Source organism: Dehalobacter sp. MCB1 (assembly GCF_003590275.1).
Classification (GTDB): domain Bacteria; phylum Bacillota; class Desulfitobacteriia; order Desulfitobacteriales; family Syntrophobotulaceae; genus Dehalobacter.
Genome location: NZ_LXPC01000012.1, coordinates 198347 through 216376, shown reverse-complemented (window position 1 = coordinate 216376; position 18030 = coordinate 198347). Strand labels below are relative to the sequence as shown.

Annotated in this window: 19 protein-coding genes; 3 read left to right on the top strand and 16 right to left on the bottom strand. The window is 44.4% G+C overall.

Annotated features, from left to right (window positions below; genetic code table 11):
* Window positions 1–93: 93 nt before the first annotated feature.
* From A7K50_RS08850 to A7K50_RS08840, 3 genes are read right to left on the bottom strand one after another with little or no spacing between them, the layout of a single operon-like run.
* Window positions 94–1050 (bottom strand): CorA family divalent cation transporter, encoded by a 957-nt coding sequence (locus A7K50_RS08850; protein ID WP_243103700.1) that lies wholly within the window; start codon window positions 1048–1050, stop codon window positions 94–96.
* Window positions 1051–1107: 57 nt separating this feature from the next.
* Window positions 1108–2856 carry a phospho-sugar mutase gene (locus tag A7K50_RS08845; protein WP_119775654.1) on the bottom strand — a complete coding sequence of 583 codons (1749 nt, stop codon included), beginning with the start codon at window positions 2854–2856 and terminating at the stop codon, window positions 1108–1110.
* A 13-nt stretch (window positions 2857–2869) separates the two neighbouring features.
* Entirely contained in the window at window positions 2870–4474 is a 1605-nt protein-coding gene (locus tag A7K50_RS08840) for a glucose-6-phosphate isomerase (RefSeq protein WP_119775652.1), read from the bottom strand.
* A 93-nt stretch (window positions 4475–4567) separates the two neighbouring features.
* Here A7K50_RS08840 and A7K50_RS14190 point away from each other — a divergent pair, with 93 nt between their 5' ends.
* Complete coding sequence (locus tag A7K50_RS14190; RefSeq protein ID WP_199698261.1) at window positions 4568–4711, top strand: hypothetical protein; 144 nt, start codon at window positions 4568–4570, stop codon at window positions 4709–4711.
* 215 nt (window positions 4712–4926) lie between these two features.
* On the opposite strand, the gene A7K50_RS14040 is transcribed toward A7K50_RS14190, so the two are convergent.
* Genes A7K50_RS14040 through queD form a run of 4 tightly spaced genes read right to left on the bottom strand, consistent with a single transcriptional unit; the run spans window position 4927 to window position 6907 of the window.
* Window positions 4927–5067, bottom strand: coding sequence for a hypothetical protein (locus A7K50_RS14040; RefSeq protein ID WP_158582044.1), 141 nt, complete (start codon window positions 5065–5067; stop codon window positions 4927–4929).
* A gap of 27 nt (window positions 5068–5094) precedes the next feature.
* Window positions 5095–5802 (bottom strand): 7-cyano-7-deazaguanine synthase QueC, encoded by a 708-nt coding sequence (gene queC / locus A7K50_RS08830; protein ID WP_119775648.1) that lies wholly within the window; start codon window positions 5800–5802, stop codon window positions 5095–5097.
* Window positions 5803–5806: 4 nt separating this feature from the next.
* Window positions 5807–6475 (bottom strand): putative 7-carboxy-7-deazaguanine synthase QueE, encoded by a 669-nt coding sequence (gene queE / locus A7K50_RS08825; RefSeq protein WP_119775646.1) that lies wholly within the window; start codon window positions 6473–6475, stop codon window positions 5807–5809.
* A 6-nt stretch (window positions 6476–6481) separates the two neighbouring features.
* Window positions 6482–6907 carry a 6-carboxytetrahydropterin synthase QueD gene (queD, locus tag A7K50_RS08820; protein WP_119775644.1) on the bottom strand — a complete coding sequence of 142 codons (426 nt, stop codon included), beginning with the start codon at window positions 6905–6907 and terminating at the stop codon, window positions 6482–6484.
* 270 nt (window positions 6908–7177) lie between these two features.
* On the opposite strand from queD, the gene A7K50_RS08815 reads away from it, so the two are divergent.
* Together A7K50_RS08815 and A7K50_RS08810 are read left to right on the top strand one after the other, a co-directional pair.
* Window positions 7178–7375 carry a DUF1653 domain-containing protein gene (locus A7K50_RS08815; protein WP_119775642.1) on the top strand — a complete coding sequence of 66 codons (198 nt, stop codon included), beginning with the start codon at window positions 7178–7180 and terminating at the stop codon, window positions 7373–7375.
* 15 nt (window positions 7376–7390) lie between these two features.
* Entirely contained in the window at window positions 7391–9028 is a 1638-nt protein-coding gene (locus A7K50_RS08810; protein WP_119775640.1) for a putative manganese-dependent inorganic diphosphatase, read from the top strand.
* Window position 9029: 1 nt separating this feature from the next.
* On the opposite strand, the gene A7K50_RS08805 is transcribed toward A7K50_RS08810, so the two are convergent.
* From A7K50_RS08805 to A7K50_RS08765, 9 genes are all read right to left on the bottom strand, one after another.
* Window positions 9030–9929: a DUF445 family protein gene (locus A7K50_RS08805; RefSeq protein ID WP_119775638.1), complete on the bottom strand. Its 900-nt coding sequence runs from the start codon at window positions 9927–9929 to the stop codon at window positions 9030–9032.
* A 218-nt stretch (window positions 9930–10147) separates the two neighbouring features.
* A complete protein-coding gene (phoU, locus tag A7K50_RS08800) occupies window positions 10148–10825 on the bottom strand; it encodes a phosphate signaling complex protein PhoU (RefSeq protein ID WP_119775636.1) in 678 nt (225 codons plus the stop codon).
* Between the two features lie 14 nt (window positions 10826–10839).
* A complete protein-coding gene (gene pstB, locus A7K50_RS08795; RefSeq protein WP_119775634.1) occupies window positions 10840–11616 on the bottom strand; it encodes a phosphate ABC transporter ATP-binding protein PstB in 777 nt (258 codons plus the stop codon).
* Window positions 11610–12482: a phosphate ABC transporter permease PstA gene (gene pstA, locus A7K50_RS08790; RefSeq protein WP_119775632.1), complete on the bottom strand. Its 873-nt coding sequence runs from the start codon at window positions 12480–12482 to the stop codon at window positions 11610–11612. The genes pstB and pstA overlap by 7 nt, the downstream gene beginning before the upstream one ends.
* A complete protein-coding gene (gene pstC / locus A7K50_RS08785; RefSeq protein WP_119775630.1) occupies window positions 12479–13348 on the bottom strand; it encodes a phosphate ABC transporter permease subunit PstC in 870 nt (289 codons plus the stop codon). Before pstC ends, pstA begins: the two co-directional genes overlap by 4 nt.
* Before the next feature lie 264 nt (window positions 13349–13612).
* Window positions 13613–15385: an ATP-binding protein gene (locus A7K50_RS08780; RefSeq protein ID WP_119775628.1), complete on the bottom strand. Its 1773-nt coding sequence runs from the start codon at window positions 15383–15385 to the stop codon at window positions 13613–13615.
* Window positions 15379–16080, bottom strand: a complete 702-nt coding sequence (locus A7K50_RS08775; RefSeq protein ID WP_119775626.1) for a response regulator transcription factor — start codon at window positions 16078–16080, stop codon at window positions 15379–15381. The genes A7K50_RS08780 and A7K50_RS08775 overlap by 7 nt, the downstream gene beginning before the upstream one ends.
* Before the next feature lie 347 nt (window positions 16081–16427).
* On the bottom strand, window positions 16428–16844 hold the full coding sequence (locus tag A7K50_RS08770) for an arsenate reductase ArsC (RefSeq protein WP_119775624.1): 417 nt from the start codon (window positions 16842–16844) through the stop codon (window positions 16428–16430).
* 247 nt (window positions 16845–17091) lie between these two features.
* Window positions 17092–17928, bottom strand: a complete 837-nt coding sequence (locus A7K50_RS08765; protein WP_119775622.1) for a phosphate ABC transporter substrate-binding protein — start codon at window positions 17926–17928, stop codon at window positions 17092–17094.
* Window positions 17929–18030 lie beyond the last annotated feature (102 nt).

Below are 18030 nucleotides of genomic sequence, written 5' to 3'. Positions count from 1 at the left end.
TTTGGGAGAATTTTATACAGAATGTTAAAAAAACAACCTCAATGGTTGTTTTTTCTTAATGAATGGATTTGGTTTTCCATGCGTGATCAAATTTTATCTCAGCCAGTGTTTACGCCAAAACAGGATAAGTACTGCTGTTACAATCAACACGGATACACCGAGAAAGAGCGGCATCCCCAAAGGTGAGTGAATTAGTGGCATTGCTTCAAAATTCATTCCAAAGAAGGAGGTAACCAGATTAATCGGCAGCAGGATCGTGGCTAGAAGCGTCAGAACTTTCATGATATCATTGGCCCGGTTATCAATGGCCTGCTGGTAGGCTTCCATTAGGATTTCAATCAGCTCATGAGTCTGCCGTGCATTTTCAAGTTTCTGCTGGGTATCGGCAACCAGGTCTTTCCACGATGGCTTCCCTTGATCATGATTATCCATGGCTGCCAGTCTGCTGAAAATCGTCTGATGCGCATTCAGTGATTTCTTTAAACCCAGTATTTTTTTGTGAAGGTTGATTATTTCACTTCTTTGCCATCTTTCAGGAGTTTCCAGGATATTTTCTTCAATCCGGTCCACATCATCTTCCAGTAATTCCAGCTGGCGCTGATGGTGTTCCAGTATTTCCATGCCGAGGAGCTGCGCCAGATCGGAAGGTGTTGTAAGCAGTCCTCTCCGGGCCCAGTCATTGATCTGCGGCAGCTCAAGTCGGTCATTGCGCAGTATCGTCATATCATTCGCCGACAGAAAAAAGTAAATCGCAAATTCTTTGGTATCATCAGCAAAATCGCTATATCCAATAAAAAACAGAGAAGGGTGTAGACGTTCAAATCTTTGATTAAAATTATTCTCCTGCGGATTCAGTTTCCCCAGAACACGGTCAATCTCTGCAGATCCGCCAAATGCCAAGTGCCCGCTCAGGAGCTTCCATTCCTCAGCATTGAAGAGGGTTACGCTAAACTTTCCCTCTGCCGGAATCTGTTGTGATTCTATTTCTTTTAGGCCCTCCGGAGAGACAAGATAGTGTTGCAAGCCGTTCACACTCCATTCACTTGACAACTGGTACTCTATTCCTGGCCTTCGAATCATTCCTGTCTTTCCTGTATTCTACCACAATCAAACCATCAGGTCATTAATCAGGGCGAAGACTTCCGCTTTGACACGTGCCAAGGTAGCATCCGCTTCAGTTCTGGTAGAACCTTTGATACAGAAATAAAAACGTATTTTTGGTTCCGTACCGGAAGGTCTTGCCATGACATAGCCTCCCCCTTCAAAGGAAAAGCGAAGCGCATTCTCCCGGGGAAGATCGATTTCTTCCATCTTGTTCTCCAGCACATCCCATCGGACCTTTTGCTGATAGTCATCAATAAACCGTACGCTGAGCCCTGCCACAGAAAGTGGCTTTGCCGTCCGCAGTCTGTCCATTACAGCGGCAATCCGTTCCCGGCCTTCTTTACCGCTCAGCGCAAAAGCAACCTGCTCATCGAGGAAAGTGCCGTATCGCGCAAAAAGTTCCGCCAGTATATCCGGCAAGGTTTTGTTCTCTATCTGCTTGTAATACAATGCCGCCTCAGCCAGCAGCGCAGAAGCCTGGACTGCATCCTTATCTCTGGTATACGTACCGGCCAGGTAACCATGGCTTTCTTCAAAACCAAACAAAAATGTCCCCCAGCCCTGTGCTTCCATCTCTTTGATCTTTTCTCCAATATATTTAAAGCCGACCAGCACATTCACTGTTTTGGCGCCAAAATCAGCCGCAACTGCTTCGGCCATGTCCGTAGAGGCTATCGTCTTGACAATCACGCCATTGTCCGGCAGTCTGTGGCTTCGTCTTCTTTGATCCAGGATATAATACGCCAGGATTACGCCAATCTGATTTCCCGTAAAACGGCAATATTGACCATTTCGGTCCAGGGCATACGCACCGAGACGGTCTGCATCCGGATCGGTGGCTAACACAAGGTCCGCCTGTATCTTCTTTGCCAGTGCTAAAGCAAGCGCAAACGACGCCGGATCTTCCGGGTTCGGAGATTTCACCGTCGGAAATTCCGGATCAGGTTGTTCCTGTTCTGCAACCATTTGAAAAGCTTTAAAGCCCATTTTGTTAAGAATGCTTTGGACAGGGCTGCCGCCGGTTCCATGGAGCGGCGTGCAGACAATGTTCAGCTTTGTACCGTAAGTTTGCGTTAGTTCTGTATTCAGCAGACTGTGGAGTATCTCCACCTGATAGGCAGCATCCACCTGATCTCCGACCATCTGAACCATCCCTTCCTCCAGGGCTTTGGTTCGGTCCGCCAGCATAATTCTCCAGTCTTTTCTTTCAGCCATCTTGGTAATGATCTGCTTAGCAGGAGCAGGCGGCAGCTGCCCGCCATCCTCCCAATAGACCTTATAGCCGTTATATTCTTTCGGATTATGGCTGGCCGTGATATTTATGCCGGCAATTGTCTGCAGATACCTGACAGCAAATGAAAGTTCAGGTGTCGGCCGCAGACTTTCAAACAGATAGACTTTAATCCGATTTACTGCCAGTACCAGCGCTGTTTCCAGTGCAAAATCTTTGGAAAAATAGCGGCTGTCATACGCAATGACAACCCCTCGCTGAGACGCCTCCGGTCCATGCTCCAAGATCGTGTCGGCCAACCCCTGTGTGACTTTGCGAATAACATAACGATTCAGGCGATTGGTTCCTGCGCCGAGAACCCCTCTAATGCCACCGGTCCCAAACTCCAGAGTCGTATAGAAACGATCCTCCAACTCCTTCAGATCGGTTATTTCCGCTAGTTCCCTTCTGCTGAGCTCGTCAAAATAATCATTTTCGATCCAAAATTTCAAGGTATTTTCATACTTTTGTTCTGAATACATGTTACTTTTCTCCTCACTGTTGATCAGCTACAACCTCGTATAAAGCCTCAAATTCACTGATGCTCTTTTGACTCTTGATCTTGTTTCCCGGATTTGCTTCAAGGTGCTTAAGAATTTTATAGAGCATTTCACGGTCAACGGCTGCCCCGTCTGCTTCAATTTTCAATGCAATTTCTTCAACTGTTAATCCCTTGGTTTTACAGGTCCTTAGAACACGCAGGGCCTGGTTCTTTAATTGAATCATTTCCTGCGCACCCTTTTTAGCCATTTCCACAGCCGGTTGGTGATAGGCATTAATATGCACAAACTGGGCATACATACTCACCGTACGTTCGTATAGGGCAATCAATACTCCGATCGTTACGGGGTTGAGGTCTCTCACTGTCAGCGTAATTGATTTTCGGCCCTTGTTTGACAGGGCATTCCTCGTACCGAGCAAAAAAGCCTGTAAATAATCACCGCTGGTACTTTCTTCAGCAATTTTAAGTGAGTGGCCATCCCTGTCCTTTAATACTTCGATGAAAGTTACAAAAAAGTTGCCGGGTCCATCAAGCAGCTGCTGGATATAAGAATGCTGATCGCTTGTTCCTTTATTTCCGAGTACTGTGATTCCCTGATGGACAATATTACCGTCCAAGTCCTTTTCTTTTCCAAGAGACTCCATAATCAATTGCTGGAGATATTTTGGAAAAAGCTCCAAACGGTCTTTATAAGGAAGGATAACCATCTGCTGTCCACCATTACCCCCTGTCAGGACATACCACGCTGAGGCAATCAGGGCAGCAGGATTGTTTTTCGTATCTGGATTCCTGGTCAGAGCGTTACACTTCTTAGCTCCATCTATAAGAGCGCTAATATCAATTCCCTGTAAAGCCAGCGGCAGCAGCCCCACAGCGGACAAGACGGAAGTCCGCCCGCCAACCCATTCCCAAACCGGAAAAGTGTCCAACCAATCCTCTTTCATCCGGATCTGATCCAGTCTGCTTCCAGGCTGAGTGATACTGACCGCATGACGGCTGAAGTCCAGCCCCCGACTTACATAAAAATGACGAACTTCCTCCATACCGTTGCGGGTTTCAATTGTGCCGCCGCTTTTGGAGATCACGATCGTTAATGTCGCATCCAGCTCAGTATCCAACTCAGCAAAAATACGGTCCATACCATCCGGATCTGTGTTATCAATAAAGTACAGCGAACAGAGATCATTTTTGTTTCCAAGTGCCTCGGAAACAAAACGCGGTCCTAAAGAAGATCCGCCAATACCGATCACAATAACGTTCCGAAAAGGGTGTCCGTTTTGACCACATACAGTGCCCGCATGAACATCCTGCACAAAGCATCGAATACGGCGCAAGGTATCTTTAATTGCTGCGCCTATTTCCGGCAGCGGGGCTAATTCAGGATCACTCAGCCAATAATGCCCAACCATCCGCTGTTCGTCCGGGTTGGCAACCGCTCCTTCTTCCAAGGCCTGAATCTGGTGATACATATCCTGCAAACGCAGTTTCATATCATTGAAATACGTATCCGGAAACCCTGCGCGACTGACATCTACCTGGATTCCCAGCTCATCATTGAAATATAAATATTCCTGGAATTTCTGCCATTGTGATATCACAATACAATCACCTCACCCATCGGTAATCATACTCTACCCTGGACAATCCGATTCTATACTCGTACAACGTTCCTGAAATAAATACTCAAATATATGATTGCGTTAAACTCCCGGGTCAGCCTGGGCGCCACAATTCCGCTTTCGGCTGTTGCGCCATCCATGGTGCAAACAGCCGCGCTTCACCTCCATGCTCCGCTTAACGCTGGAATTATGACCCCCAGACCTAATCTAGGGTAATCAAGCTCGTATGAATGATTTGAGCAGGGAATTTGAGAACGTCATTTTCATTATAGCTGAGATGGACGAAAAAGTATTGCGCAATTTGTCGTGTCAAACAACCAATAAAAGCTGCCGCTTAATGACCATTTTCATTGCGCAGCAGCCTTATTTTATCTTTTATACATTTTATACGCTACAGATTATACACCACAGAACAACTTCAAAAATCAAAATCAACCGTTGAAATTGCCGCATGGTTTTACCTCTACCTTCGTCTCGTTGAGTTTACAGTCTTCACATACCTTCTGTCCGTTAACTTCATAGATATCATCTTCTTGAACTTCCTGACCGCATTTTGAACATTTGTCCATCATGCTCTTCCTTCTATCTCAAGCAGTGATTTATTCAAATTCATTATATTTATCTACCTTCTGATTTACAAGCGTATGACTTGATTCTTTGCTGTAATATTTTTGATATCCCTCTTTCCGTAGCAGGCAAGCAGGGCATTCCCCGCACCCATCCCCTTTAATACCATTATAACAGGTCAACGTCTCTTCTTGAATAATCGGAAGCACACCGAGATCGTCAGCCAGTTTCCAGGTTTCCGCCTTGTCGATCCACATCAGAGGGGTATGAATCACAAATTCGTAATCCATGGCGAGATTTAGTGTTACATTCAGGGATTTTATAAAAATATCCCGGCAGTCCGGATAACCGCTGTAATCACTCTGAGAAACGCCGGTGATCAAATGCCTGATTCCTCTCTGTTTAGCAAAAACAGCTGCAAACGATAGAAAGAGCATATTCCTGCCATCTACAAATGTGTTTGGCAGCCGACCGGCCGATGGATTTTTCTCAACTTCGATCTCTGTCCTGGTCAGTGCGTTCGGCGCAAGCTGATTTAATAAACCGAGATCTAGCAGATGATGCTCAATCTGATGCTTAGCACATATTTCTCTGGCACAATCTAATTCCAGCCGGTGTTTTTGCTCATAATCAAAGGACAGGGCGATGACTTCTGCAAATAACTGTCTGGCCCAAAAAAGACAGGTCGTACTGTCTTGTCCGCCGCTAAAGACGACCAAAGCTTTTTCATTTTTTTGCATGAGCTTATACTCCTCTCTTTTCCGGATCCCAGATCACTTTATGTAGCTGAAGCTGCAAGCGCACCCCATTCATTTTATGCACAATCATAAATTTAACAATCTCAGATGGCGCAATGTGTGCAAAAACAGGACTGATAAATACCGCAGTTTTCTTGATCAGACCGTAGGTACTTATGATTTCGCGCGCCCTTTTCAGGTCGCTTTGATCGCCAACCACGAATTTCACAGCATCCCGGCATGTCAGAACCTCAAAATTTGCTAAGATCATCTTGTCCTCCATACCGCTCCAAGCAAGCTTGTAGTCCATCGTAAATCCCGGACGGTGGTTAACCTCTGTGCAAAACGGCTTCAGGCTGACGCTGCCATTCGTTTCAATCTCGACGGAAAGTGCCGGATCCTGGCACAGCAAGTTGGTCAGGGCTGCAATACCAGGTTGTATCAACGGCTCCCCGCCTGTCAGCGTGACGTTCTTTATACCTGTGGTCAAAACCTGTTTATAGAGATCCGCTCCCGTCATTTCCTGGTAAGAAACATCCGCTTCATTCGCCCAGCGGGTGTCACAGTAAGTACATCGCAGATTGCACCCCGCAAATCTGACAAAAACAGCCAATTCTCCTGCTCGCGGTCCTTCTCCGTTAATGCTTGAAAAAATTTCTGCAACCCTGTATTTCATCTTAAATCACCGTCTGCCTTCGTAGACCGCGCAATTCGTGGGCGTTTCGAACACACTAACCCTGGTCATTTGATATCCTTTACCGGCCAAAGCCTCGTAAAAGCACCTGGCAAAATTTTCGGCTGTTGTCCTGAAAGGCACCTCAATGACCCGGAAACCGTCTCGAATAAGATGTTCCAGCGTACTTTTTCGCAGCGTTCCGTCTTCCACAAGCAAGGCATGATCGTAGTCATCCGCCAGCTGCCTCAGATCCGCTTTCAGCTGGCTAAAATCAACAATCATCCCCCTGGCTTCTCCTTCATCTGCGAGTGTTTCAGATTCAATTTCCACAACCACTCGCCAGCTGTGGCCATGAATGTTCCGGCACTTGCCTGGATGGCCTGCCAGAAAGTGCGCGCTGTCAAAACCACTTTCCACCTTCAACATGTACATATCATGCAACCTCCCCAAGAAACAAAAAAGAGCTACTGCTCTCCAAACAAAAAACTACCCAAGACGGTAGTGGTCCTAGTTTTGTTTAGAGACAGGATGGATTTCGAACTGTCTTTATTTTATTCATAAATTAAGCATATCATGCCAACGCTGATCTGTAAATGAGCTTTGTTAGTATTTGGGAAAGACGGCTTTTGAAGATTACTTCTTTTGAATTTACACTTTTTATTATACAATGATAGGATAGCATTTGTTGCTGGAGGTATCCGAATGCCAAAATATAAGCATTTTAAAGGCGGAATTTATGAAGTTCTCTTCATCGCCATTCACTCAGAGACCGAAGAAAAATTGGTGATTTATAAAAATTCGGAAGGAATTATTTTTGCACGGCCTTATGCAATGTTCTTTGAAAATGTTCTAGTGAACGGAGAACTTGTCCCCAGATTCGGGGAAATAGATTCGAAATAAAGAGGAGGATAAAGGATGGATAAATTAGTATTTGTCACCGGTCATAAGAATCCGGATACAGATTCCATATGTTCTGCAATTGCCTACGCGGAACTTAAAAAAAAGCTCGGCGTGAACGCTGTACCCAAAAGGCTCGGTGATATCAACCGGGAAACTGAGTTTGTTCTGAAGCATTTCGGCGTCGAAACGCCGGAACATCTTTTCACAGTCAAAACACAGGTGGCTGATTTAAACGTTGATCAGGCTTTTCCCGTATCATCGGATATTTCGATTAAAACGGCCTGGCACCTTATGAAAAAAAACAATATCAAAACGATTCCCGTCATTGATGATCATGAGCGGCTTCTAGGGATTGTAACCCTATCCGATATTACCAATAATTATATGGATGCCTTGGACAACAACACCATTGCTTCAACGAGAACGACCCTGCGCAATATCGCCGAAACGCTGAATGCGACATTAATCTGCGGTTCCCAGGAAGATTTCAAGACGACCGGCAAGGTTGTGGTTGCTGCTGTTGAACCGGACGACTTGCATTCGTTTGTTGAGCCGGGTGATATTGTCATCACGGGAAACCGGTTAGATATCCAGTTGAAAGCCCTGGAATACGGTACCACCTGCCTGATCATCACCTGCGGCGGGGAACCGTCACAAGAGCTGATCGAAGAAGCCCGCAGCAGGAATATTGTTTTGTTAACAACTCCGATTGACACCTATACGACCGTAAGGCTGGTGAATCAGAGCATACCGGTAGGTGCCGTCATGACCAGCCAGAACCTTATATCGTTTAACATTGATGACTTTATTGACGATATTCAGGATAAAATGTTAAAAACCAGGTACCGGAGCTATCCGATTGTTGATGACAATAACCGGATCCAAGGATTTATATCGAGGTATCATCTGATTTCACAGAGAAAGAAAAACGTTATTCTGGTGGATCACAACGAAAAATCTCAGACTGTCAATGGCATTGAAGAGGCAGAAATCCTTGAAATTATCGATCACCACCGGTTGGGTGATATTCAGACAGCCAGTCCAATTTTTCTTCGCAACGAACCGGTAGGCAGCACCTCGACCATTGTTGCCAATATGTTTTTCGAGATGGGAATTCGTCCTTCGAAGAACATCGCCGGGATTCTTTGCTCCGCCATCCTGTCCGATACGCTGAAATTCAAATCTCCGACCAGTACCTACGTCGATAGGATGACGGCCGAAAAGCTGGCAGAAATAGCCGGGATTGACGATATGGACAAGTACGCCAACCAAATGTTCAAAGAAGGCTCTTCTCTGCAGGGAAAAACACTCAAGGAGATATTCTATCAGGATTTCAAGGATTATACCTTTGGCAAATACAGGATTGGAATCGGGCAGGTCTTCACCATGGACAAGGAAAAAATCTCGGAGATGGAAGATTCACTGATTGCGTTCATGAAGCAGCTTTGTGCCGAAAACGGCTATCATTTACTGATGCTTTTTGTGACCGATATTCTTGACCAGGCCTCAGAAGTCTTATTTTCCGGAGAAGAAAAAGAATTAATCTCGCTTGCTTTTAACGTTGATCTGGGTGAAAACAGCGTCTGCCTGCCTGGCATCGTTTCCAGAAAGAAACAGGTTGTTCCTTTAATTTCAGCGGCTGTTGACAAATAAGTTATTTTAACAATAAGTTCAACAGCCCAATCACGAAACCAATCAAGGCTCCTAAATTAACGACGGCGTTCAACTCGTTTTTCATTACCGAAAGCACAAGTCTCTCAATCTCCAGAACATCCATAGTATTAACTTTTTGTTCTACAACACCGGCTATATCAAACTGTTGGATATAGTCTCCAAGCTTTTTCTGCACGAATCCCGAATAGATTCTGTCAACCATACCGGTAAGATGTTTTTCCTCAATCTCAACTTTTTTCATGAATGCCGCTAACGGCTGATTCTCAAGAACCGCAAGTTCTTCTCTCACAATGGACCGGATCATGTCCTGACCGTTTTCCTGGATGTATGCATCTACCTTTGCTCCGATCGGAGCCGCCACGGACGCAATCAATTGGTCATTGACCATCAGCGCGAGCATCGTCCCATGGATTTTTTCCTTCATTGCTCGTCTGCCCTCCCGTGCAATGACTGTCCCGACATCCATCCTGGAAACACCGGACATGATCTTGCTGCAAATGATGTTTTCAGCTTGTTCTCTCAGAACCTGATAGGTATCCTGTGAAACAAACCCCGTGAAGATATTTTTTAGGGTATGTCGCTCATCCATTTCATAAAGTGAGTTGCCGATTTCCTGAACGATTGTATTTTTTATGTTTCCTGACAAGAACAAATTCTCTATATCTTTACTGGTTAAAAGGTTGTTCCCGACCGCATTACCCAATGCTTTGGCAAGCTGCCTTTTTCTCTTTGGAAAAATGCCGGGCGTAAACGGCAATGTCCAATTTCCGATTTTAATCGGGTTGATGGGCCGAAAGAGCATCTTAACCGCGATGTAGTTTGTGACATAACCGATGATAGCACCAATAACCGGGCCTGCTGCCATTTGAATTAGATTCATTGATGATTCTCCTCTGAATACATACGCGCAAATTTGTAATACCACCGTATATTTTAGCGATTATTCAATGGTTTGTACAGTAATATGTTAATCCAGTAAATAAAGGCATACCGTTAGCGACTGAGTAGAGTTTCAGCAAATGAGCCGGATATAACCATATACTTGTATATACACTTACTCACAATTGTGTGTAGACTGTGGATAACTTTGCAGATTGATCATTTCATATCAACCGGATTATCATCATTCAGGTCTTTTCTTTTGCCGCTAGCCAGATAGATGGTCCATTCACCCAGGTTTGTCACATGGTCGGCTACCCTTTCAATGGAAAGCGCAACGAGCAGCAAATTGATACCCTGTGAAATATTTTTTTGGTCTTTTTGCATTAAATGTAATAGATCTTCATAGACCAACTGATAAAGCCGGTCCACCTCCTTTTCTTTAACTGCTAGATTTTGCGCCATTTTTAAATCTTTATTTGTATACGCGGTGATACTGTCTCTGAGCATCTCCCGCGCCATTTTTGCCATCTTGGGAATATCAACCAAAGGTTTTACCAAGGGCTCATTGCTTAATTTAATCGTTACTTCAGCGATATCGACGGCGTGATCGGCGATGCGTTCGAGGTCGGTGACAATTTTCAGCGCCGTCCCGATGGTTCTCAAATCACCGGCCATCGGCTGCTGCAAGGCCAGCATGGTCAAACATTTGTCTTCGATCTCAAGCTGAAAATTATCTACAATATCATCGTCCTCGAGTACTTTTTCCGCCAGTTTCAGGTCTCTTTCCTCGAGTGATTTCACTGCAGAGCTAATAACGTTTTCTACGAGGTTGCCCATCATGAGGACATCATGGCTCAGTTCTTCCAATGATGTTGCAAATGAGTTTCGGGTCATAATACGTTTCCTCCTTATCCGAATCTTCCGGTGACATAGTCCTCAGTCCTTTTGTCCAGAGGCTTGGTAAACAGTTCTTTCGTAACGCCGTATTCTATGACTTCCCCGTTCAGGAAAAATGCCGTGTAGTCTGAAATCCTGGCGGCCTGCTGCATGTTATGGGTTACAATCACGATAGTATATTGTTCTTTAAGATCAAGGATCAGGTCTTCCAGCTTTGCCGTGGAAATTGGATCCAAAGCCGATGCCGGTTCGTCCATCAGCAGTACTTCAGGCTGCACAGCCAGTAAACGCGCAATAACAAGACGCTGCTGCTGCCCACCGGATAATTGCAGCCCTGAACGGTTCAGCCGGTCCTTGACTTCATCCCAGAGAGCTGCTTCCTTGAGGCTTTTCTCAACAATTTCACTCAGTTTCTGCTTATCTTTCAGGCCATGGGCCCTCGGTCCATAGGCAACATTATCAAAGATCGACATCGGGAACGGATTCGGCTTTTGAAAAACCATTCCAATTCGTTTGCGGAGTGTTACCGGATCAATATCCGAGGTATAAGTATCTTTATTGTCAAGATATACATTTCCTTTGACAGTTGCTCCTTCAACCAGGTCATTCATCCGGTTTAGAGTTTTCAGAAAGCTGGACTTGCCGCACCCTGAGGGTCCAATCAGCGCAGTAACCTGATTGGCAAGGATTGGCAGGTTTATCGCGTGTAAAGCGTGAAAGCTTCCATAATACAATTCCAGGTCTTTGGCTACCATTTTATTATTTGTTTCTGTTAAGTTAGCTAACATTGATTACCACCTCTCCTTATTCGTGACGCTGGTTGTTTCGCCCCTACAAGCTTTGTCATAAGCATATTGGCCAGAAAATTAATGATAACAATGACGATGATGAGCACAGTAGCACTTGCATACGCATTCTTGGTTGATATTCCTTCCGACGCTAATATATAGAGATGAACGGAAAGAGTCCGGGTCGGTTCAAGGATTGAGGCCGGTAATCCTAATGAACTGCCTGCGGTCAGGATGACTGCCGCAGTTTCTCCAATTGCTCTCCCAATACCCAAAATAACGCCCGTTGCAATCCCCGGAAGTGCTGAAGGCAAAACAACTTTACGTATGGTATACCACTTGGTTGCGCCGAGTGCGTGACTGCCCTCACGATAAGAATCAGGAACCGTTTTGATTCCTTCTTCCGCAGCCCTGATGATCGTTGGTAGCACCATAAAAGCCAATGTCAGCGCACCCGATAGAATAGACCATCCCATCTTCAGGGTAATGACGAACAACACAAATCCAAATAAACCGAAGATAATTGAAGGCACAGCAGCCAGTGCTTCTGTGGCAAAGCGGATGATTTGTACCAACCGGCCTTTTTTTACGTATTCCGTCAGGTAGATGGCTGCGCCAACTCCTATAGGTGTTGCCAGAACAATGCCTGCTACCGTCAGGTAGATGGTACCAATAATGATGGAAAAAATTCCGCCTTCCTTACCCATCCGCTTCGGTTCCTGGGTGATGAAATCCCAGCTTAGCCCGCTGATTCCGTTGATTAGAATATGCGCAATAATACTGAACAAAACCAGAAGCGTACAAATCGCAAACAACCAAAGCAATAATTTTGCTATTTTTTCTTCCAGCCGGGCTGATGATTTCATTTTTGCCACCTGCCTTTTGCGCCAAACTGTACGATCAGGTTTAAGATCATGATAAAGATGAACAGGATGATACCGGTGGCAAATAGCGCTTGTTGATGTTCCCCCGAGGCATATCCCATTTCCATCACGATATTTCCTGTGAGCGTACGGATCGGGTCAAATAAAGTTCCGGGTATACGCGTCACGTTGCCTGTGACCATGATGACAGCCATGGTCTCCCCGATTGCTCTTGACATGCCTAGGACGACCCCTGTGATGATGCCCGAACGGGCTACAGGCAGTGATATCCATTTGATAGTCTGCCAGTAATTGGCCCCCAGCGCATAGGATCCGTCTTTATATTCTCTAGGAACTGCACGCAGCGCAGTCTCAGAAAGGTTCAGAATCGTTGGCAGGATCATGATGGCTAGAATTAGAGATCCAGCCAGAATGCTGAAACCTGTTCCGCCGAAATGATTCCGTATCAAAGGTACAATTACGGCCAGGCCATAAAAGCCGTAGACAACGGATGGAATTCCAGCTAGTAGTTCAATCGCAGGCCTTATCAGGGTTGCCGCTTTGGGTGGAGCAATTTCAGCCATAAATATAGCTCCGGCTACGCCAAAAGGAATTCCCAGAACAAGCGCTCCCAAGGTTACAAGTATGGACCCAACCACCATCGGCAGAATCCCATAGATGCCATGGGTGGGGTCCCATGTTGTTCCAAGGGCAAAGTTGAAAAATCCCGTCTTTTGCAAAACAGGCCAACCTGAAATAATGACAAACACGGTAATCAGGGCAATGATAAAGATGGCAGCGACAGCACTTAGAAGGAGTATTTTTTCGATAATAATTTCACTTTTTTTAAGGTGAATACTTTTCTGCATGGATCGGTCTCCTCCGATAATTTTCCTAGTTATACAATACCAATTAATTGTTGAGGAGACTTTGCGGAATTGTAACAATTTTGTAAATGGTTGTGATGAAATATCCAGATAAATAATAGAGATCCCTTGTATGTGATCAAGACATCTCTATTATTTATGTTCACATCCGCTACTTGCAGCAGAAAATGGAAAAAAATCTCGAGAAAGTATTTATCAAAATCTTGCGTGGTGTAAGTCAAGTTTAATCTGTATTCTTTGTTCCTTTTATGATTTTTTTATTAGCATAAAATAGAACCGTGAGCCGCGCCCCAGCGTACTCTCCACGTGTATTCTCGTGCCATGGGTCTCCAGAATATGTTTGACAATCGCCAACCCCAGCCCCGTTCCCCCTTGTTTACGATTTCTTCCTTTATCAACGCGGTAAAACCTTTCAAAAACCCGGGATAAATCTTGCTTTGGTATACCAGGACCGGAATCAATCACCTCAAATAATATTCCGTCAGCTTTTTCGGAAGCGACGATTTTGACCTTCTCCCCAACTGGGGAATATTTTATTGCGTTATCCGCCAAATTTGTCAACACCTGCTCAATCATAGTGTAATCTCCCCAGGCATAAGGAAAATTTTCCGGACAAACAACTACAAGATCAATTTGCCTGGCTTCGAGCTGGGGTCTGAATTTTACCTCCAGAGAATGTAATAAAGCGTTTACATTAATCTTTTGCCATTCGACCGGATCTGCCGCAGATTCAATCCTGGATAATTCCAGCAGGTCATTAATGAGCATCCGCAGTCTTTCTGATTCCTTCAAAATAATTCTGACAAATTCCCTCGCTGTTTCAGGATCTTCAAGCGCGCCATCGAGCAATGTTTCAGCATATCCTTTGAGTGAAGTAACAGGCGTTTTTAATTCATGGGAAACATTGGCAACAAAGTCCCTGCGCATCCTTTCCAGTTTCCGAAAATCTGTAATATCATGAAGAACCATTACTGCTCCTATACTGGTATCATCCTTGCCAAAAATCGGTGTAATATTGACTTCAATATTTTTTTCATGCGGAGACAATATCAACAAATCCTCTTTGGCGGCCTTGTGCGTTTTCAGTGCTGTATCAATCAGTGTGCTTAATTGGTAATTGCTGATAATCTCTATCTGATGCCGATTATTTACGATTTTCGGTTCGATCTCTAAAATCTTCAGGGCTGCCGGATTAATCAGATCAATCTTTCCGTCTTCTCTGAGAAAAATAACCCCACTGTCCATATTCGCTAAGACCGTTTCGAGCTTACTCTTTCCGGCCGAGACTTCATCAATCGTTTCTTTCAGCTGCCGGGCCATCTGATTTAATGCCTTCCCAAGTTTCCCAATTTCATCCTGACTGGTTGTATAGGTAGGCAGGCTGAAATCCCCGCCTGCAATTTTCTGAGCTGCAGCTGTCATTTCCTGAATGGGTTTCGTCAGCTTTTGCGACAGTTTGAACCCTAATACGCCGGCGATCATGGTAGCGATTAGGAGAGCGATAAACAGCATCATCCACAGCTTAGATAAGGCCGTTGTTATTTCGGTCAGCGGCAACGCCAGGCGAACAAAGCCTTCTATTTTCCCGCCTTTCTCAACCGGCAGCGCCAAATACATCATTTGCGTGTTAAGTGTTGAACTTTCTCTCTCCGAGATTCCGGCCCCTTCGCTGATCGCCTGTTGAATTTCAGGACGTCCCAGATGATTCTCCATAAGAGCCGGTGACTGTTCAGAATCGCCAAGAACGATACCATTTGCATCGATTACTGTAACCCTAGTACTTGTCACGTTTCCAAGATCACCGGTAATTTTTTCTATGTCAAAAGTCATATTCTGCGAATCAAACTTCTCGATCACCATTTCCCTGACCAATTTTGCCTCAACCAAAAGTTTGGCCTGTAGATTTTCAATAAAATAGTTATCGAGCACCTTGATAAGATAAACGCCGGATGCAAGCATTGAAAGCAGTGCCAGCGCAATAAAGCCAACCGTGAATTTCATTTTCAGACTTTTTAACATGAGCCTCGCTCCTTAAACCTATATCCAACCCCGCGAACCGTCTGGATATAGGATGGATTCTTTGGATCAGTCTCAATTTTTTCCCGAAGCCTGCTGATATGTACATCAACAATCCGAGTATCACCCGCAAAGTCATAGTTCCATACTTTGTCTAACAACTGGTCTCGGCTTACAACTTTTCCTCGATGTCGGATTAAATACGCCAGCAGTTCAAACTCCTTTGGCGTAAGCGGCACAATCTGATCATCTACGCTTATTTCCCGGCCGGAAAAATCAACAATTAGCCTGTCGATCAAAAAAGTCTCGCGGTCAAGTACTGCTTGATTTGTCTGTGTCCTCCGCAATAGAGCGCGTACCCGGGCCACAAGCTCTCTCGGGCTGAATGGTTTTGTCAGATAATCATCCCCGCCAAGTTCCAGACCAAGAATCTTATCTAGCTCCTCATCTCTCGCCGATAACATAATAACAGGGAGAGAACCGCCTTCTTTCCTGACAGTTTGGCAGATCTCATAGCCATCCATCCCAGGAAGCATAATATCGAGAATAAGCAGATCTGGTTTTTCTGATCGAATTTTCCCCAGTGCTTCAAGTCCATCTCCTGAAACCTGAACTTCAAATCCTTCTTTTTGAAGATTATAACTGATCAAGCGGGCAATCACTTCTTCATCTTCCACAACCAAGATTCTTTTGCTCATATCGTCCTCCTAATAAATATACCAGTTTCGCATTTAAAACATTTTATCAATAAGAATAAGCCATATTTACAGTATATTTATTTCATATTATATAGCAGTATAAAGGGTATTTCATCTTTATGAAAAGAACATGTATTAGTAAAGGCGCAAAATCCCGCAAGACAGCATGATACCAGCCAACAGGTTTTAATGGGCTATAAATTCACCTTGATTAATATATTGCGACTTTGCTTATTTAAGCCATTTTTTATAAAACAGTCCCAACGTTGCAATGAATTTTCTGAATTTGGAACCTTTTACCAAATCCTTGATAATAGTGGCTTCTAAGACAGACTAGAAAAGCATCTTTACATTATTCCACTGCCATCCTGATGTATTTTTTCTTTTAGCTGTCTGACCTTATCCTCGATGAATTTTGCTGTCTGAATAAACGTTTCATCACTTTTTCCGGTCGGATCTTCGAGCCCCCAGTCTTCCCTATATTTACATGGTATATAGGGACAATTTACATTACATCCCATGGTTATCACAATATCCATCTGCGGGATATCTGAAATCAGCTTTGAATACTGTTCTTTTTCCATATCAACGTTATATAATTGCTTGATAATCCGTATGGCATCTTGATTAATCGTAGGCTTTATTTCTGTTCCTGCAGAGTAAGCTTCAAAAACTTCCGAAGCCAGAAACTTTGATATTGCCTCCGCCATTTGAGAACGGCATGCGTTATGAACGCATATAAATGCAACTTTTGCTTTTTTCATCAGTATAATCCCCTAATTTTAATCTCATTGGCAAGCCCATTTTTTATCAAAAATATTTTTTAAGCAATATGACGATCGTATCGTGCAACACGATGAGTACGAATAGAAAAATTCTCGGGTTACACGTTTAACTGGGTCAAACAGGGTGAACTAATCATCCCTGTTTGACCAAATTATCTTCATTTATATTGAGCATCTACTGCTCTTATTGCACGGATGCAGCTGTTACGTTGAACGAATCTCGGGTTTATTTAATCAGTACGAGACCTTCCTTCTCAATGATGCTTTGTCCTTCATTCGACATGACAAAGTCAATATAGGTCTTGACCGCACCTGCAGGCGCTTCTTTGGTCAGATAGAGAAACGGCCGCTGAACTTTATACGTGTCATTCAGGATATTTTCCGCACTGGCCTTAACGCCTTCTACTGTCACTGCTTTTACCGTGTCATCAAGACTTGCCATCGAAATATAAGCAATCGCATTGGCATCACCGGTGACTGCCGCTCTAGCAGCGCCCGTGGAATTCTGAACAATAGCTTTGTCAATAATCACAGTATCTTTGCCCATGACCAGTTCTTCAAACGCTCCGCGTGTTCCGGATCCGGCTTCTCTGGTCACAACATTAATGGTCTGATCTGCTCCGCCGACTTTTTTCCAGTTCGTAATTTTGCCGCTATAAATCCCTTTAATCTGCTCAAGGTTTAAGTCTGTGACTGCATTTTGGGCATTGACGACGATAGCAATTCCGTCTTTACAGATCACTGTCTCCGTTAACCCCTTCTCCTCGCTTTTCAGTTCACGAGATGAAGAGCCAATATTTGCAGTCCCTTCCTGGGCAGCTTTGATCCCGGCTCCGGAACCGCCCCCCTGAACGTTCACTTTGATATTTGGATTCTTCGCCATGAATGCTTCAGCTAAGGCCTCAGAAATTGGCTGAACCGATGTGGATCCTGCAATGGTGATCTCCGCGGACTCAGTTTGTGCTTGCTGTCCGTTGGACTGGGAAGAACTTTCATTGCTTCCACAACCGCTAAAGGCTAAAGCCAGAACACCAATCAAAACAATGGCTAACCGTTTTTTCATTTTAATATCTCCCTCTCATTTGAATGTTAAAAATTTTTCTATATAAACAATAACAATTTATTATTGCGTAGACTTTGCGTAATTGTAACGATTGTGTAAATT

Excerpts from the sequence above, each read along its gene's own strand:
- queD (WP_119775644.1), bottom strand. The coding sequence starts at position 6,907 with ATGTACATGTTGAAGGTGGAAAGTGGTTTTGACAGCGCGCACTTTCTG.
- A7K50_RS08780 (WP_119775628.1), bottom strand. The coding sequence starts at position 15,385 with ATGTTAAAAAGTCTGAAAATGAAATTCACGGTTGGCTTTATTGCGCTG.
- A7K50_RS08765 (WP_119775622.1), bottom strand. The coding sequence starts at position 17,928 with ATGAAAAAACGGTTAGCCATTGTTTTGATTGGTGTTCTGGCTTTAGCC.
- queE (WP_119775646.1), bottom strand. The coding sequence starts at position 6,475 with ATGAAATACAGGGTTGCAGAAATTTTTTCAAGCATTAACGGAGAAGGA.
- A7K50_RS14190 (WP_199698261.1), top strand. The coding sequence starts at position 4,568 with ATGATTGCGTTAAACTCCCGGGTCAGCCTGGGCGCCACAATTCCGCTT.
- queC (WP_119775648.1), bottom strand. The coding sequence starts at position 5,802 with ATGCAAAAAAATGAAAAAGCTTTGGTCGTCTTTAGCGGCGGACAAGAC.
- pstA (WP_119775632.1), bottom strand. The coding sequence starts at position 12,482 with ATGAAATCATCAGCCCGGCTGGAAGAAAAAATAGCAAAATTATTGCTT.
- phoU (WP_119775636.1), bottom strand. The coding sequence starts at position 10,825 with ATGACCCGAAACTCATTTGCAACATCATTGGAAGAACTGAGCCATGAT.
- pstC (WP_119775630.1), bottom strand. The coding sequence starts at position 13,348 with ATGCAGAAAAGTATTCACCTTAAAAAAAGTGAAATTATTATCGAAAAA.
- A7K50_RS14040 (WP_158582044.1), bottom strand. The coding sequence starts at position 5,067 with ATGATGGACAAATGTTCAAAATGCGGTCAGGAAGTTCAAGAAGATGAT.
- A7K50_RS08845 (WP_119775654.1), bottom strand. The coding sequence starts at position 2,856 with ATGTATTCAGAACAAAAGTATGAAAATACCTTGAAATTTTGGATCGAA.
- A7K50_RS08770 (WP_119775624.1), bottom strand. The coding sequence starts at position 16,844 with ATGAAAAAAGCAAAAGTTGCATTTATATGCGTTCATAACGCATGCCGT.
- A7K50_RS08815 (WP_119775642.1), top strand. The coding sequence starts at position 7,178 with ATGCCAAAATATAAGCATTTTAAAGGCGGAATTTATGAAGTTCTCTTC.
- A7K50_RS08805 (WP_119775638.1), bottom strand. The coding sequence starts at position 9,929 with ATGAATCTAATTCAAATGGCAGCAGGCCCGGTTATTGGTGCTATCATC.
- A7K50_RS08775 (WP_119775626.1), bottom strand. The coding sequence starts at position 16,080 with ATGAGCAAAAGAATCTTGGTTGTGGAAGATGAAGAAGTGATTGCCCGC.
- pstB (WP_119775634.1), bottom strand. The coding sequence starts at position 11,616 with ATGTTAGCTAACTTAACAGAAACAAATAATAAAATGGTAGCCAAAGAC.
- A7K50_RS08810 (WP_119775640.1), top strand. The coding sequence starts at position 7,391 with ATGGATAAATTAGTATTTGTCACCGGTCATAAGAATCCGGATACAGAT.